Genomic DNA, 14079 nt, shown 5'->3' with positions numbered 1-14079 from the left:
CTCCCTATATGAGGTGACGTCTCCGATCAAATCCAAGGCTCTTCATGCACAGCGACGGCACCGTCTCCATCCGCGTCAACGGCGAACACAAGCGCATCACCGCCGGGCTCACCCTCGCGCAGCTCGCGAGCGAACTGGGGCTGATGCCCGAGAAGGTGGCGGTGGAACGCAACCTCGAAGTGGTGCCGCGCTCGACGCTGGGCGAGATCATCGTCGAGGACGGCGACGAGTTGGAAATCGTCCATTTCGTGGGCGGCGGTGACCATGCCGGCCCGCTTGCCGACGATAGCTGGACGGTGGCGGGCAAGACCTTCCGCTCGCGGCTGATCGTCGGCACCGGCAAGTACAAGGATTTTGAGCAGAACGCGGCCGCGGTCGCCGCCTCGGGGGCCGAGATCGTCACCGTGGCGGTGCGCCGGGTGAACGTGAGCGACCCCAAGGCGCCGATGCTCACCGACTATATCGACCCGAAGAAGATCACCTATCTGCCCAACACCGCGGGCTGCTTCGATGCCGAATCCGCGATCCGCACGCTGCGCCTCGCGCGCGAGGCGGGCGGCTGGGAGCTGGTGAAGCTGGAAGTGCTCGGCGAGGCGCGGACGCTCTATCCGGACATGGTCGAGACGCTGCGCGCGACCGAGGTGCTGGCCAAGGAAGGCTTCAAGCCGATGGTCTATTGCGTCGACGATCCCATCGCCGCCAAGCGGCTGGAGGATGCCGGTGCGGTCGCGATCATGCCGCTGGGTGCGCCGATCGGATCGGGGCTCGGCATCCAGAACCAGGTGACGATCCGGCTGATCGTCGAAGGCGCCAAGGTGCCGGTGCTGGTCGATGCCGGCGTCGGCTCGGCGTCGGACGCGGCGGTGGCGATGGAGCTGGGCTGCGACGGCGTGCTGATGAACACCGCGATCGCCGAGGCCAAGGATCCGATCCTGATGGCGGCGGCGATGAAGGCGGCGGTGGAGGCGGGGCGGCTGTCCTACCGCGCCGGGCGCATGGCCAAGCGCCGCTATGCCGATCCGTCGAGCCCGCTGGCGGGGCTGATCTGATGCGGGGCGCGCTGGCGGCGCTGGCGCTGCTCGCGGTGGCGGGCTGCCATCCCCGGCCGCAGGGTGATCCGGCGGAGAATCGGGGGCCGATCTCGGCCGATCCGGTGACGCTCACCGCCGCCGACGGCGTGAAGATCGCCGGGGTCTATACGCGCGCGGCCAAGCCCAAGGCGCTGCTCCTGCTGTTTCACCAGGCCGAATCGAGCAAGGACGAGTACGCACTGCTCGCGCCGCAGCTGGCGCAGGCCGGCTATTCGTCGTTGCGGATCGACCAACGCGCCGGGGGCACGCTGTTCGGGGTGAACGAGACGGTGAGGATGCTCGGCCATTCGGCAAGCTATGCCGAGGCGAAGCAGGACCTGGATGCGGCCTTTGCCTGGGCCCGGCAGCAGAAGCTGCCGATCCTCCTGTGGGGCAGCAGCTATTCGGCGGCGCTGATTTTCCCGCTCGCCGCCGCGCATCCGGGACAGGTGCGGGCGCTGCTCGCCTTCTCGCCGGGGGAATATCTCGACGACAAGGGCGCGGTGGCGCGCGCGGCCAGCCAGGTGCGTGTGCCGATCTTCGTCACCTCGGCGCGGGACGGCCAGGAGGAGGATGCGGCGCGCAAGATCCTCAAGGCCTCACCCGCGACGCAGAAGACGCAGTTCGTGCCCAGGCTGGGCGGGGCGCATGGCGCGTCGACGCTGCTGCGAACCAAGAACCCGGATGGCGCGCAGGAAGCATGGCGTGCGACGATGGCGTTTCTGGACGAGGTCACCCGCAGCGGATCGGGAACCGCTCCCGCCCGATAGTCGTTCTTTCGGGCAAGTCGCAGGTGTCGTGTCGTGTGGCACCCGACCTTAGCCAGGAGTATAGATCATGGGCGAGCTGACCGACAAGATCAAAGGCAATCTCAACGAGCTGGCCGGCAAGGTGAAGCAGCAGAGCGACAACCCCGCGACGCGCGACGAAGGCGCGGCGCAGGAAGCCAAGGGCAAGGCCCAGCAGCTCGGCGGCAAGATCAAGGGCGCCCTCGGCGACGACATCTGAGTCGTTGACGAAGCCGGACATGAAGCGGGCTGTACCGAAAGGTGCGGCCCGTTTTCGTTATGCAACGCAAGCCCCTCCTCCTTGGAGGAGGGGTTGGGGGTGGAGGCATTCCAGAACGTCTGTTGGTCTCGGTGAGACACGGCCCCATCCCAACCCCTCCGCCGAAGGGGAGGGGCTAAGAAATGTGTCCCTCAATCCGGCACGTAGAACGCCCACATCTCCGGTTCGACCTGCGCCGCCGCGAAGCGGATCGGCGCGGTCGCCGGGCCGATCTCACAGATCATGAACGAGAAAATGTCGCTGGTATGCAGCGGGTGCGGCAGCCGGACGGTCTGCTTGTTGAGCCAGCGCCATTCGCACTGCCACACCGGCCGCCCGCCGATCCGCGCGCGATCCCCGCGCTTGCCGAGATGCGCCGTCTTCCACCGCACTACCGTCTGCTGTCCCATGTGGCCATTTTAGGACGAAAGCGGTTAACGGGTTCCTATCCGTTCAGCGATTCCGCAGGTTGCTGATCGTCGTCGCGGCGCTGATCACTTCGACATCCGTCTTGCAATGCAACAGCTTGAGCCCCGGCTGGGCCAGGGCGAGGGCAAGCGCCGGGGCGAAGGCCTCGGTCGTCTCCACGGTCGTCGCCCAGCCGCCGAACGCGCGGGCGAGGGCCGCGAAGTCGGGGTTGCGGAGCGTCGTGCCGGAAAGACGCGCGGGGAACTCCCGCTCCTGGTGCATGCGGATCGTGCCATAGGCGCCGTTGTCGACCACGATGACCAGCATGTCGGCGCCGTGCTGGACCGCGGTGGCGAGCTCCTGGCCGTTCATCAGAAAGTCGCCGTCGCCGGCGACCGCCACCACCTTGCGTTCCGGGAAGCGCAGCGCCGCCGCGACGGCGGCGGGCACGCCATAGCCCATCGCGCCCGCCGTGGGGGCGAGCTGGCTCGGCTGGGCGGTGTAGGGCCAGTAGCGGTGCCACCAGCCCGAGAAATTGCCCGCGCCGTTGCAGATGATGGTGTCCGCCGGCAGCTGCTCGCGCATTGCCGCGACGCAGGGGCCGAGATCGAGCGCCACGCCCGCGCGCGGCTTGGGCGTCGACCATTCGAGCCATTCGGCATGGGCGGCGGCGCCGTCGAAGCGGGGCAGGTTGGCCGCTTCCGCCGTGGCCGAGGCGGCGACCGCGAACTCGAACGGCCGCGCGCAGATCGGCAGATCGACGCGGTAGACGCGGTGGAACTCGTTCGGGTCCGGATGGACATGGACCAGCGTCTGCCCGGGATGCTCGGGGGTGATCAGGCTGTAGCCGTCGGTCGTCGCCTCGCCGAGCCGCGCGCCGACCACCAGCAGCAGGTCCGCCGCCTTGATCCGCGCGACCAGTTTGGGGTTGGGCCCATATCCGAGATTGCCCGCCCAGACCGGCGAGCCATTGTCGATCGCGTCCTGCCGGCGGAAGGCGCAGGCGACCGGCAGGTCGATCGACTCGGCGAAGCGGGCGAAATCCTCCGCCGTGTCCGAATCCCAGCCGCCCCCGCCGACGATCGCGATCGGGCGCTCGGCGTCGCGGAGCAGATCGTAGAGCTGGTCGAGGTCGAAGGCGTCGGCGGCCTGGATAGGCTCGGCGATGGCCGGGCGGTCGACCGCCTCGACCGCATCGAGCAGCATGTCCTCGGGCAGCGCGATCACCACCGGGCCCGGTCGGCCCGAAGTGGCGACGTTCCAGGCGCGGGCGACATATTCGGGGATGCGGCGTGCGTCCTCGATCCGCGTCGCCCATTTGGCGAGCGGTGCGAACATCGCGGGCAGGTCGACTTCCTGGAACCCCTCGCGGTCGCGCATGCCGCGATCGACGTCGCCGATGAACAGCAGCATCGGCTGCGAATCCTGCATCGCGACATGCACGCCGATGCTGGCATTGGTCGCGCCCGGCCCGCGGGTGACGAAGCACACCCCCGGCCGCCCGGTCATCGCGCCATCGGCGCACGCCATGAACGCCGCCCCGCCTTCCTGGCGGCAGGTGACGAGATCGATGCTCGGCTCGTCATGCAGCGCGTCGAGCACGGCGAGGAAGCTCTCGCCCGGGACGTGGAAGATGCGGTCGCAGCCCTGTGCCACCAGATTGTCGACGAGGATCCGGCCCCCGGTACGTTTCGCGGTCATCTGGCAAGCCTAGACCGGGCGGACGCATCGCGATATCCCCTCCGGCATGCTGGTCGTCGGTAGCCCCGTGTCGCCTTATGTCCGCAAGGTCCTGGTCGCGTTGGCGATGAAGGGCCTGGAGCATGAAGTGGATCCCATCGTGCCGTTCTACGGCAATGAAGCCTTCACCCGGATCAGCCCGCTGCGCCGCGTCCCGGTGCTGATCGACGGGGATCTGGTGCTCAACGACTCGACCGTGATCTGCGAATATCTGGATGAAGCCTATCCGGGCCCCGCGCTGCTGCCGGCGCGGCCAGCCGATCGCGCGCGTGCGCGCTGGATCGAGGAATATGCCGATAGTCGCCTCGGCGACGTGGTGATCTGGCGATTGTTCTTCGCGACGATCATGGCGCCGCGCGTGTACAAGCGCGAACCCGATGCGGCGGCGCTCGCGCGCGTGCGCGAAACCGATCTGCCCGATGCGCTCAACTGGATCGAGGTGCAGGCGCCGGAAGACGGTTTTCTGTTCGGCACGATGATGCTTGCCGACATCACCATTGCCGCCTTCTTCCGCAATGCGCTGCTGGCCGGGTTCACGGTGGATGCCGCCCGCTGGCCGCGCACCGCCGCCTGGATCGCCCGTGTCGAGGCCGAGCCGGCGTTCGCCGACACCATCCGTCAGGAGCAGATCATCTTCACCACCAGTACGCGCGACCGGGCCGAGGCGCTGCGTGCCGCCGGCTTCCGGATCGCGGCGGAAAGCTATGGCGGCAGCGTGCCCCAGGCGCGGGTGCTCAGCGGCTGATGCCGGCGGCGCGGCCGGGGCGGCACGCAAAAGCCCCGCATCGTCGCCGATGCGGGGCCTGCGGGGAAGCGAGGCGCGGGACTGCGCCTCGCCGCCGTCCTTCGCTCAGAAGCGGTAGCCGATGCCGGCCAGCACCTGGTGGCGCACCACGTCCTGCGAGGCGTTGGTGTAGCGATACTCGACCTTGCCGTAATAGTGACCGAAGCTGCGCTCCACGCCCGCGCCCAGACGGATGCCGTCCAGATTCTCGGCGTCGCGCAGGTTGCCCGAGCGGGCGATCACGCGGCTGTTGTCATAGCCGACCTTGCCGTACAGCAGAGTGGCGGGGGCGACGACATAGCCGATGCGCGCGCCGGCATAGAGATCGCGACCACCCTTCAGGGTGACGAGGTCGAAGGTCTTCTTGGTGGTGGTGCCGGTGATCTCACCGTCAACGCCGACAACCAGGTTGCCGCGCTGAAGGTCATAGCCGGCTGCGCCGCCATAGACGAAGCCCGACGCGCTGATGCCATCCGACTTGATGTTGTCCCAGCCGCCGACCGCTTCGATGCGCGGCCCCTGGAAGGTGGCGTCCTGCGCCAGGGCGGGGGTTGCGGAGGCCATCAGGGCGAGCGCCGTCGCTGCGAAAATACGCATGATTCGATACCTTTGGACTTGTTACTTGTTATATCCGGATGGCCATCCAGGCCGTCTAGGTAGGCACTTGGTTCGCAGGTGCAATATGACAAATGCATTACATGGTCTTGTGTTGCGATCGTGCAACAGTCGGCCTCGCCGCAGGGGAAGGTCGACCAAGTTGAAAGCCGGTTCAGGTTCGCTTGACCGGGCCGCCCCGCCGGTAGTACCGCCGCCGCAAACATCTGGAGGAATCGTCGATGGACAAGCTCTACCCCAACGCGAGTGCAGCGCTGGAAGGGCTGCTGTTCGACGGGATGATGATCTGCGCGGGCGGTTTCGGCCTGTGCGGCATTCCGGAGCGGCTGATCGACGCGATCCAGGCCGCGGGGGTCAAGGATCTCACCATCGCCTCCAACAATGCCGGCATCGACAATGAGGGCCTGGGCAAGCTGCTGCGCAGCCGTCAGGTGAAGAAGATGATCTCTTCTTACGTCGGCGAGAACAAGGAGTTCGAGCGGCAATATCTCTCGGGCGAGCTGGAGGTGGAATTCTGCCCGCAAGGCACGCTGGCCGAGCGCTGCCGGGCCGGCGGCGCGGGCATTCCCGGCTTCTACACCAAGACCGGCGTCGGCACGAAGGTGGCCGAGGGCAAGGAAGTGAAGATGTTCGACGGCGAGGAATATATCCTCGAACGCGGCATCCGTGCCGATATCTCGATCATCAAGGGCTGGAAGGCCGATGAGGCGGGCAACCTGATCTTCCGCAAGACCGCACGCAACTTCAACCAGCCGATGGCGACCGCGAGCCATCTCTGCATCGCCGAGGTGGAGGAAGTGGTGCCGGTAGGGGCGCTGGACCCCGACCAGATCCATCTGCCGGGCATCTATGTGAAGCGGATGATCGTCGGCGCGCCCTACGACAAGAAGATCGAGTTCCGCACCGTCCGTCCGCGCGAGGCGGCATGATCCGACGCGGGCTGCTGCTGGCGGTCGGGCTGGCGCTCTCAGGCTGCGTTGCCAACTCGCGCGTCGTGCAGGCGCCGCCCGCGCCGACTGCCGCCGCCCCGGGCGACGTGCCGGCGGGGATGCAGTTTCTCTATGGCTCGGGCGAGGCGGCGGCGCTGAGCGCGCAAGCGTACAACGCGCTAGTCGACCAGGTCCGCGCGCGCATGGCCAAGGACGATCCCAGGGGGCCGCATCCGCGCAATGCGGTGGTGCTGACGCCGGATTCGACCCTTGCCACCCCGCGCTTCCGGCCCTGCGGCGACAAGCCGGCGGCGGCGGTGTTCGATGTCGATGAGACGATGCTGCTCAACCTCGGCTATGAGGCCGATGATGCGCGGCGCGGCGGTGCCTATGATGCCGCGCGCTGGGATCGCTGGGAAAAGACCGGCGCGATGCAGGTCGCGGCCGTTCCCGGCGCGGTCGAGGCGGTGCGCGCGCTGCGCGCGATGGGCGTGACGGTGATCTTCAACACCAACCGCGCCGCCGCCAACGCCGCGCAGACCGAGGCCGCGCTGACCTTTGCCGGGCTCGGCCCCGCGAAGCACGGCGAGACGCTGTTCCTCAAGGGCGATGTCGACGGCGAGTCGGGCAAGGACGCCCGCCGCAACGTCATCGCCGAGCGCTGGTGCGTGGTGGCGATGGGCGGCGACCAGCTCGGCGACTTCACCGATCTGTTCGCGGGCCTCACCCCGCCGGAGCGGCGCGCGGGCGCGGCAAGTCCCGTGATCGGTTCGATGTGGGGGCGCGGCTGGTTCGTGCTGCCCAACCCCGTCTATGGAACCGGGCTCGGTTCCACTGTTGACCAAACCTTCCCGCCGGCGATGCGCTGGACGGATCCGCAGGAGAAGCACTGATGGCCTGGACCCGCGACGACATGGCGGCGCGTGCCGCGAAGGAACTGCGCGACGGCTTCTACGTCAATCTGGGCATCGGCATCCCGACGCTGGTGGCGAACCATATCCCGGCGGGGGTGGAGGTGACGCTCCAGTCCGAGAACGGCATGCTCGGCATCGGCCCGTTCCCGCTGGAGGGCGACGAGGACCCCGACCTGATCAACGCCGGCAAGCAGACGATCAGCGAGCTGCCCAGCTCGGTCTATTTCAGCTCGGCGGACAGCTTCGCGATGATCCGCGGCGGGCATATCGACCTGACCGTGCTCGGCGCGATGGAAGTCAGCCAGGGCGGCGACATCGCCAACTGGATGATCCCGGGCAAGATGATCAAGGGCATGGGCGGCGCGATGGACCTGGTCGCCGGCGTCAAGAAGATCATCGTGGTAATGGAGCACACCGCCAAGGACGGCAGCCCCAAGTTCATCCCGGACTGCACGCTGCCGCTGACGGGGAAGAATGTGGTCGACATGATCATCACCGACCTCGCGGTGTTTTCGCGCGCGGACCACAGCGCGCCGTTCCGGCTGGTCGAACTCGCGCCGGGGGTGACCGCGGAGGAAGTCGCGGCGAAGACCACGGCGCAGTACGAGGTCGCGCTGGCGACGGCGTGAGGGGCTGAGAATAGCCTCCCCCGCCAGGGGGGCGTGGCCCGCGCCAGCGGGTCGGAGGGGGAGGATCGGTTTTGGCGCCTCGCCGTGCCTGCTGGAACTGTCGATTGAATCCTGCGACGGAGCGGGTGATCCCGCTGGGTGACGATCCCCCCGAGACCGATCAGCGCGCCGCCTGCCCCCGGCTGTCCCCTACCTCCAGCCAGTAGCCGTCGGGATCCTGCACATAGATCTGGCGTACGCCGTCGAAGCGCAACTGCATCCGGTGCGGCTCGCCGGTGAAGTTGGTCCAGACGAGGTGGTGCGCGTCGAGCCATGCCGTCACTGTCGCGAGATCGTCGACATGCAGCGCGAGATGCTCGTCGCGGTTGGACGGCTTGGGCGCGGTGCGGCCGTCGAGGATGTGCAGCGCCATGCCGTGGCCGAGATCGAGCCAGCGCCGGTTCTGGAGCGGGGTCGGGATGATCCGCAGCCCGAAAGCTTCATGGTAGAAGGCCGCGCTGCGATCGATGTCCGCGGCCTGGATGGCGACATGCTCGGCCTGCGCCGGCGCGACGGGCGTCGTTTGGGCCGTCGCCGGAGCGGCCGCCAGCGGGGCGACAAGGGCCAGCAGAAATCCATACGCGCGCATCGTCACCCCTCCAGAAGTTGGTCGGCTCCTACCGCGCCGCCACCGCCGCATCGCTGGCCAGCTTGTCGGCGCGCTCGTTGTCCGGGTGGCCGGCATGGCCCTTCACCCATTTCCACTCGACCCGATGGGGCTTGGCGGCGGCGAGGAGTTCCTGCCAGAGATCGGCATTCTTGACCGGCTTCTTGTCCGCCGTGCGCCAGCCATTCTTCATCCAGCCATGGATCCACTTGGTCAGGCCGTCCATCACATAGCGGCTGTCGGTGGAGAGCGTCACCCGGCAGGGCCGCTTGAGCGCCTTCAGCCCCTCGATCGCCGCCATCAGCTCCATGCGGTTGTTGGTGGTGTGCGCCTCGCCGCCGGACAGTTCCTTCTCGACATCGCCCATCCGCAGCAGCGCGCCCCAGCCGCCCGGGCCCGGATTGCCCTTGCACGCGCCGTCGGTGGCGATCTCGACATGCTGGAGCTCGGCGGTCATGCGCGCGCCGCCAGCGCCGAGGCATAGGCATGCGAGCGGCGCCAGAAGGCCATCGGATCCTTGCGCGTCACCAGCGCGTCGGCGGGGGTGTTGAGCCAGTCCCAGGCGCGCGACAGGGTGAAGCGGATGCACGCGCCGGTCGCGAGCAGCGGCAGGATCGCGCGCTCCTTCTCGCTCAGCGTGTAGCTCGTCTCATAGCCGGCGAGCAGCGCCTCGGAGACATAGGGATCGAACCGCTCCCCCGTCGCATCGAACGCCCAGGCGGTGTGCATCACCGCGAGATCGTAGAGCCGCAGATCGGTGCAGGCGAAGTAGAAGTCGATCAGCCCGGTCACCCGGTTGCCGAGCATCAGCACATTGTCCGGGAACAGATCGGCATGGATCGCGCAGGCATCGAAACCTTCGCGCGGCCATGCCCTGGTCACGCGGTCCAGCGCCTGGCCGAGCTCGTCGTACAGCCCGGGCGCAATGTCGTTGAGGCTGGTGCCGCAGCGCTCGAACAGCGGGCGCCAGGTGTCGACGCCCATCGAGTTGGGGCGATCCTGCGGGAAATCGGCGACCGCCTTGTGCATTCGGCCCATCGCTTCCGCCGCCGCGCGCGCCTGCGCCGGCGTCGGGTGCGAGACCGAGACGCCCGACAGGAACTGGATCAGGCAGGCCGGGCGGCCCTCCAGCGTGTGGATCAGCGTGCCGTCGCGATCGGGCACCGCCGGGGGCACCGGCAGCCCGCGATCGGCGCAGTGATCGAGCAGCGCCATGAAATAGGGCAGGTCGCCCTGGTCGACGCGCTTTTCGTACAGCGTCAGGATGAAGCGGCTCTTGCTCGTGTCGACCAGATAGTTGCTGTTCTCCACTCCCTCGGCGATGCCCTTGGCGGAAACCAGTTCGCCGACGTCGAAGCGCTCGAGAAACGCGGACAGCGCCTCGGCCGAAACCTGCGTGTAGACGGCCATTTACGCCGCCTCGAGCCCGCGCGGCAGCTTGAACACCACGCTCTCTTCCACCGTCTCGACTTCGCGTTCGGTGATCGCGAAGCGGGTGCCGAGCTGGTCGACCACTTCGCGCACCAGGATTTCGGGGGCCGAGGCGCCGGCGCTGATGCCGACCTTCGCCACGCCGTCAAACCAGGCGAAGTCGATCTCGGCGGCGCGCTGGATCAGCACCGCGCGGGCGCCGCCGCGCTTGGCGACTTCCACCAGCCGCAGCGAGTTGGACGAATTCGGCGCGCCGATCACCAGCACCAGCTCGGCCTGCTCGGCGATCGCCTTCACCGCGCCCTGGCGGTTCGAGGTGGCGTAGCAGATGTCGTCCGCGCCCGGCGCCAGCATCGTCGGGAAGCGGCGCTTGAGGATGCCGAGCACCGCCGCGGTATCGTCCACCGACAGCGTCGTCTGGGTGAGGAAGGCGAGATTGTCCGGATCGGGCACGGCCACCGATTCGGCATCGGCTTCGGTCTCGACCAGCGTCATCGCACCCGGCGGCACCTGGCCGAAGGTGCCGACAACCTCCGGGTGGCCGGCATGGCCGACGAACAGGATGTGGCGCCCCGCGGCAACATGCCGCTCGGCCTGGCGATGGACCTTGGAAACCAGCGGGCAGGTGGCGTCGAGATAGGAGAGGCCGCGCTGCTCGGCCTTGTGCGGCACCGCCTTGGGTACGCCGTGGGCGGAGAAGACGACCGGAACGCCGTCCGGCACATGGTCCAGCGTCTCGACGAACACGGCGCCCTTGGCGCGCAGATTTTCGACCACGAACTTGTTGTGGACGATCTCGTGCCGGACATAGACCGGCGCGCCATATTTCTCGATCGCGAGTTCGACGATGCGGATCGCGCGGTCGACGCCGGCGCAGAAGCCGCGGGGGGCTGCGATCAGCAGCTCCAGGGGACGCTTTTCGGTGTGTGCCATCGGGTGGAGCCTCTACGCGATTGCTTGCGCGGGCGGAAGGCGGTTCCTATGGTGCCCGCCGTTCCGGTCCCCGTCTCGTCGCAGATGGGGGGCGGCTGTTCGGTTCGAAAGGTTGCCCTCCCTTGTCTGTCGCGAAGTTCACCGTTCCCGCCCTGATCCTGCTCGCCGCCGGCGGATGCAGCCGTACCGGCGAAATTACCGAAGGTGGCATCAGCGCGGTGCGCACCGCCTGCCCGACGGTGGCTATTCCCGCAGGCACCGGCGACGTGACGCTGTTCGACCCGGCGACGAGCCGCGAGGCAAGCGCGATCGACGTGGTGGCGACGATCACCAACATTCAGGCAAACTGCAACGATGCCGGCGCACAGGTGGTGACCGACATCAAGTTCGACGTGCTCGCCCGCCGCCGCGATGCCGGCCCTGCGCGCGACGTGGTGCTGCCCTATTTCCTGACGGTGGTGCGCGGCGGGACGAATGTCGAGGCGAAGCGGGTGTCCAATGTGACGCTGCACTTCGAGGCGGGCCAGCTCCGGGCCAGCGCGGTGGGCACCGCCACCAGCAGCGTCTCGCACGCCGCTGCGACGCTGCCCGATGAGGTCCGCCGCCGCCTGACTGCCAAGCGCAAGGCCGGCGAGGAATCGGCCGCGACCGATCCGCTGAGCGATCCCTCGGTGCGCCGCGCGGTGCTGTCGGCGACGTTCGAGGCGCTGGTGGGCTTCCAGCTGACCGACGACCAGCTCAAGTACAACGCCACGCGGTAACCTTTTGAACCCCCTCCCGCGTGCGGGAGGGGGCAGGGGGTGGGCGCTCGCTTTCCTCCTGGCGGTGGTGGCGCAGACGGCGGGGTTCGGTGTCCTCCCGCGGCTGTGCTCGTGGATGGCGGGGGCCCACCCCCAGCCCCTCCCGCAGGCGGGAGGGGAGCACGCGTGGCCTGATTTTACCCTTTATCCCGATTGACTCGGGCAAGCTCCCCCGCCAAGGCTCGCGGCGTCGATGGCGGGCAACCGGCATGGGCATGCGCGGGAGAGAATCCGGTTCGCCGGATCGCCGAAGGAGCAACCGCCCCGGAATCTCTCAGGCACCGAGGACCGCGCAGGCCACGACACTCTGGAAAGCGAGCCGGCCGCCGAGGCTGGGCTCCACCGAAGGGGTAAGCCGGGCCCAAGCCCGTGCGAAAGCTCTCAGGTTCCGTGACAGAGGGGGCGATGGTGTTGCGGTGGCCTTGGGCCAGCGCGCGCCGTTGAAACCCTGATGCCCGGAGTGCCCCGATGAGCGAAGCCGCCGACGACACCGCCACCGACCTGCCGATCGATACGCTGCCGCTCGACGCCTGGCACCGCGCGCGTGGCGGCCGGATGGTGCCGTTCGCGGGCTATGCGATGCCTGTCCAGTATGAAGGCATCATGGCCGAGCATCTCTGGACGCGCGAGCATGCCGGGCTGTTCGACGTCAGCCATATGGGCCAGCTGCTCTTCTCGGGCGTCGACTTCGACGCGGGCCTTGAAAAGCTGCTGCCGGGCGACGTGAAGGGTCTCGCCGAGGGCCGGATGCGCTATTCGCTGCTGCTCAGCGAAGAGGGCGGCATCCATGACGACCTGATGATGACCCGCCTGCCCGCCGACAACGCCTTCGAGATCGACGGCGGCACGATCTACATGGTCGTCAACGGCGCGACCAAATGGGACGATCTCGGCGTGTTCCGCGAATTCCTGCCCGACGAAGTGACGATTAACCACCTAGAGGACCAGGCGCTGCTGGCGCTGCAGGGCCCCGAGGCGGTCACCGCGCTCGCCCGCGTTCTGCCGGGTGTCGAGAAGCTTGTGTTCATGACCGCCGCCGCGTTCGAGTGGAACGGCAATCCGCTCTGGGTGAGCCGCTCGGGCTATACCGGCGAGGACGGGTTCGAGATTTCGCTGCCGGGCGAAGCGGCAGAGGCGTTCGCCGATGCGCTGACCGCGCAGCCCGAGGTCAAGCCGATCGGCCTGGGTGCGCGCGATTCGCTGCGCCTCGAAGCCGGCCTGCCGCTCTACGGCCATGACCTCGATCTCGAGACCACGCCGGTTGCCGCCGATCTCGGCTTCGCGCTTTCGAAGCGCCGCCGCGAGGAAGGCGGCTTTGCCGGTGCCGATCGCATCCTCGCCGAGCGCGAGCAGGGCAGTGCTACGAAGCGCGTCGGCCTGATCGTCGAGGGCCGCCAGCCGGTGCGCGAGGGCGCGGCGGTGGTCGATGCATCGGGTGCCGAAGTGGGCAAGGTCACCTCGGGCGGGTTCGCGCCGAGCGTCCAGAAGCCGATCGCGATGGCGTACGTACCTGCCGCACTTGCAGCGGCCGGCACCAAGATTACGCTTGTCCAGCGGGGCAAGCAGCATTCCGCGGAGGTTGTGGCACTGCCCTTCGTCCCCCACCGCTATGTCCGAAAGGGAGCGTGACATGAGCCGTTATTTTACCGAAGACCATGAATGGATCGAAGTCGACGGCGACGTCGCGACGGTCGGCATCACCGAATATGCGCAGAGCCAGCTCGGCGACATCGTGTTCGTCGAAGTGCCCGACGAGGGCAAGGAACTGAGCAAGGGCGACGATGCCGCCGTCGTCGAGAGCGTCAAGGCGGCGTCGGACGTGTACGCGCCGGTGTCGGGCACCGTCGTCGAGGGCAATGCCGACCTCGCCGAGAACCCCGCGCTGGTGAACGAGGATCCGGAAGGCGAAGGCTGGTTCTTCAAGATGACGCTCAGCGACGAGAGCGAGCTGGAAGGCCTGATGAACGAGGCCAAGTACCAGGCGTTCGTCGAGAAGCTGTAAGCACATACTAGCCCCTCCCCTTCAGGGGGGGGTTGGGGTGGGGCGCGAGCGAAGCGAGCGTCCCGACCTCGAAGCGTAAAGGCGCCGCCGGAAGCATCGAGCCCCCGCCGCCGCCTGCCCCACCCCCAACC

The 14079-nt window shown here is 68.1% G+C and carries 17 protein-coding genes and 1 riboswitch; of the genes, 10 read left to right on the top strand and 7 right to left on the bottom strand.

Features of this window, described 5'->3' with window-relative positions:
• Positions 1 to 44 precede the first annotated feature (44 nt).
• From thiS to S2M10_RS04800, 3 genes are all read left to right on the top strand, one after another.
• The gene (gene thiS, locus S2M10_RS04810; protein ID WP_168845143.1) at positions 45 to 1049 is read left to right on the top strand and encodes a sulfur carrier protein ThiS; all 1005 of its coding nucleotides are present in this window, start codon (positions 45 to 47) and stop codon (positions 1047 to 1049) included.
• Positions 1049 to 1840: an alpha/beta hydrolase gene (locus tag S2M10_RS04805; protein WP_168845142.1), complete on the top strand. Its 792-nt coding sequence runs from the start codon at positions 1049 to 1051 to the stop codon at positions 1838 to 1840. Before thiS ends, S2M10_RS04805 begins: the two co-directional genes overlap by 1 nt.
• Before the next feature lie 67 nt (positions 1841 to 1907).
• Positions 1908 to 2078 carry a CsbD family protein gene (locus S2M10_RS04800; RefSeq protein WP_168845141.1) on the top strand — a complete coding sequence of 57 codons (171 nt, stop codon included), beginning with the start codon at positions 1908 to 1910 and terminating at the stop codon, positions 2076 to 2078.
• 191 nt (positions 2079 to 2269) lie between these two features.
• On the opposite strand, the gene S2M10_RS04795 is transcribed toward S2M10_RS04800, so the two are convergent.
• Together S2M10_RS04795 and S2M10_RS04790 are read right to left on the bottom strand one after the other, a co-directional pair.
• A complete protein-coding gene (locus S2M10_RS04795; protein ID WP_168845140.1) occupies positions 2270 to 2527 on the bottom strand; it encodes a hypothetical protein in 258 nt (85 codons plus the stop codon).
• 43 nt (positions 2528 to 2570) lie between these two features.
• Positions 2571 to 4226 carry a thiamine pyrophosphate-binding protein gene (locus S2M10_RS04790; RefSeq protein WP_168845139.1) on the bottom strand — a complete coding sequence of 552 codons (1656 nt, stop codon included), beginning with the start codon at positions 4224 to 4226 and terminating at the stop codon, positions 2571 to 2573.
• Positions 4227 to 4272: 46 nt separating this feature from the next.
• On the opposite strand from S2M10_RS04790, the gene S2M10_RS04785 reads away from it, so the two are divergent.
• Positions 4273 to 5010, top strand: a complete 738-nt coding sequence (locus S2M10_RS04785) for a glutathione S-transferase family protein (RefSeq protein ID WP_211090875.1) — start codon at positions 4273 to 4275, stop codon at positions 5008 to 5010.
• 105 nt (positions 5011 to 5115) lie between these two features.
• On the opposite strand, the gene S2M10_RS04780 is transcribed toward S2M10_RS04785, so the two are convergent.
• On the bottom strand, positions 5116 to 5646 hold the full coding sequence (locus S2M10_RS04780; RefSeq protein ID WP_168845138.1) for a porin family protein: 531 nt from the start codon (positions 5644 to 5646) through the stop codon (positions 5116 to 5118).
• A gap of 239 nt (positions 5647 to 5885) precedes the next feature.
• Here S2M10_RS04780 and S2M10_RS04775 point away from each other — a divergent pair, with 239 nt between their 5' ends.
• The 3 genes from S2M10_RS04775 to S2M10_RS04765 are packed head-to-tail and all read left to right on the top strand — an operon-like array spanning position 5886 to position 8136.
• On the top strand, positions 5886 to 6593 hold the full coding sequence (locus tag S2M10_RS04775; RefSeq protein WP_168845137.1) for a CoA transferase subunit A: 708 nt from the start codon (positions 5886 to 5888) through the stop codon (positions 6591 to 6593).
• A complete protein-coding gene (locus tag S2M10_RS04770) occupies positions 6590 to 7486 on the top strand; it encodes an HAD family acid phosphatase (RefSeq protein ID WP_168845136.1) in 897 nt (298 codons plus the stop codon). The genes S2M10_RS04775 and S2M10_RS04770 overlap by 4 nt, the downstream gene beginning before the upstream one ends.
• A complete protein-coding gene (locus S2M10_RS04765; protein WP_168845135.1) occupies positions 7486 to 8136 on the top strand; it encodes a CoA transferase subunit B in 651 nt (216 codons plus the stop codon). The genes S2M10_RS04770 and S2M10_RS04765 overlap by 1 nt, the downstream gene beginning before the upstream one ends.
• A 160-nt stretch (positions 8137 to 8296) precedes the next feature.
• On the opposite strand, the gene S2M10_RS04760 is transcribed toward S2M10_RS04765, so the two are convergent.
• Genes S2M10_RS04760 through ispH form a run of 4 tightly spaced genes read right to left on the bottom strand, consistent with a single transcriptional unit; the run spans position 8297 to position 11146 of the window.
• A complete protein-coding gene (locus S2M10_RS04760; RefSeq protein WP_168845134.1) occupies positions 8297 to 8764 on the bottom strand; it encodes a VOC family protein in 468 nt (155 codons plus the stop codon).
• Positions 8765 to 8792: 28 nt separating this feature from the next.
• Positions 8793 to 9239, bottom strand: coding sequence for a ribonuclease HI (rnhA, locus tag S2M10_RS04755; protein ID WP_168845133.1), 447 nt, complete (start codon positions 9237 to 9239; stop codon positions 8793 to 8795).
• On the bottom strand, positions 9236 to 10192 hold the full coding sequence (thrB, locus tag S2M10_RS04750; RefSeq protein ID WP_168845132.1) for a homoserine kinase: 957 nt from the start codon (positions 10190 to 10192) through the stop codon (positions 9236 to 9238). Before thrB ends, rnhA begins: the two co-directional genes overlap by 4 nt.
• On the bottom strand, positions 10193 to 11146 hold the full coding sequence (gene ispH / locus S2M10_RS04745) for a 4-hydroxy-3-methylbut-2-enyl diphosphate reductase (protein WP_168845131.1): 954 nt from the start codon (positions 11144 to 11146) through the stop codon (positions 10193 to 10195).
• Between the two features lie 122 nt (positions 11147 to 11268).
• On the opposite strand from ispH, the gene S2M10_RS04740 reads away from it, so the two are divergent.
• From S2M10_RS04740 to gcvH, 3 genes are all read left to right on the top strand, one after another.
• Positions 11269 to 11907, top strand: coding sequence for a hypothetical protein (locus tag S2M10_RS04740; RefSeq protein WP_168845130.1), 639 nt, complete (start codon positions 11269 to 11271; stop codon positions 11905 to 11907).
• Between the two features lie 249 nt (positions 11908 to 12156).
• A riboswitch (glycine riboswitch) is annotated at positions 12157 to 12247 on the top strand.
• Between the two features lie 167 nt (positions 12248 to 12414).
• Positions 12415 to 13575, top strand: a complete 1161-nt coding sequence (gene gcvT, locus S2M10_RS04735) for a glycine cleavage system aminomethyltransferase GcvT (protein WP_168845129.1) — start codon at positions 12415 to 12417, stop codon at positions 13573 to 13575.
• 1 nt (position 13576) lies between these two features.
• Positions 13577 to 13948, top strand: coding sequence for a glycine cleavage system protein GcvH (gene gcvH, locus S2M10_RS04730; protein ID WP_121074511.1), 372 nt, complete (start codon positions 13577 to 13579; stop codon positions 13946 to 13948).
• Positions 13949 to 14079: the final 131 nt, after the last annotated feature.

This window comes from Sphingomonas sp. S2M10 (assembly GCF_012650175.1).
Taxonomy (GTDB): Bacteria; Pseudomonadota; Alphaproteobacteria; order Sphingomonadales; family Sphingomonadaceae; genus Sphingomonas.
The sequence above is the reverse complement of the archived record's forward strand: the minus strand, read 5'-3'. Positions and strand labels throughout refer to the sequence as shown.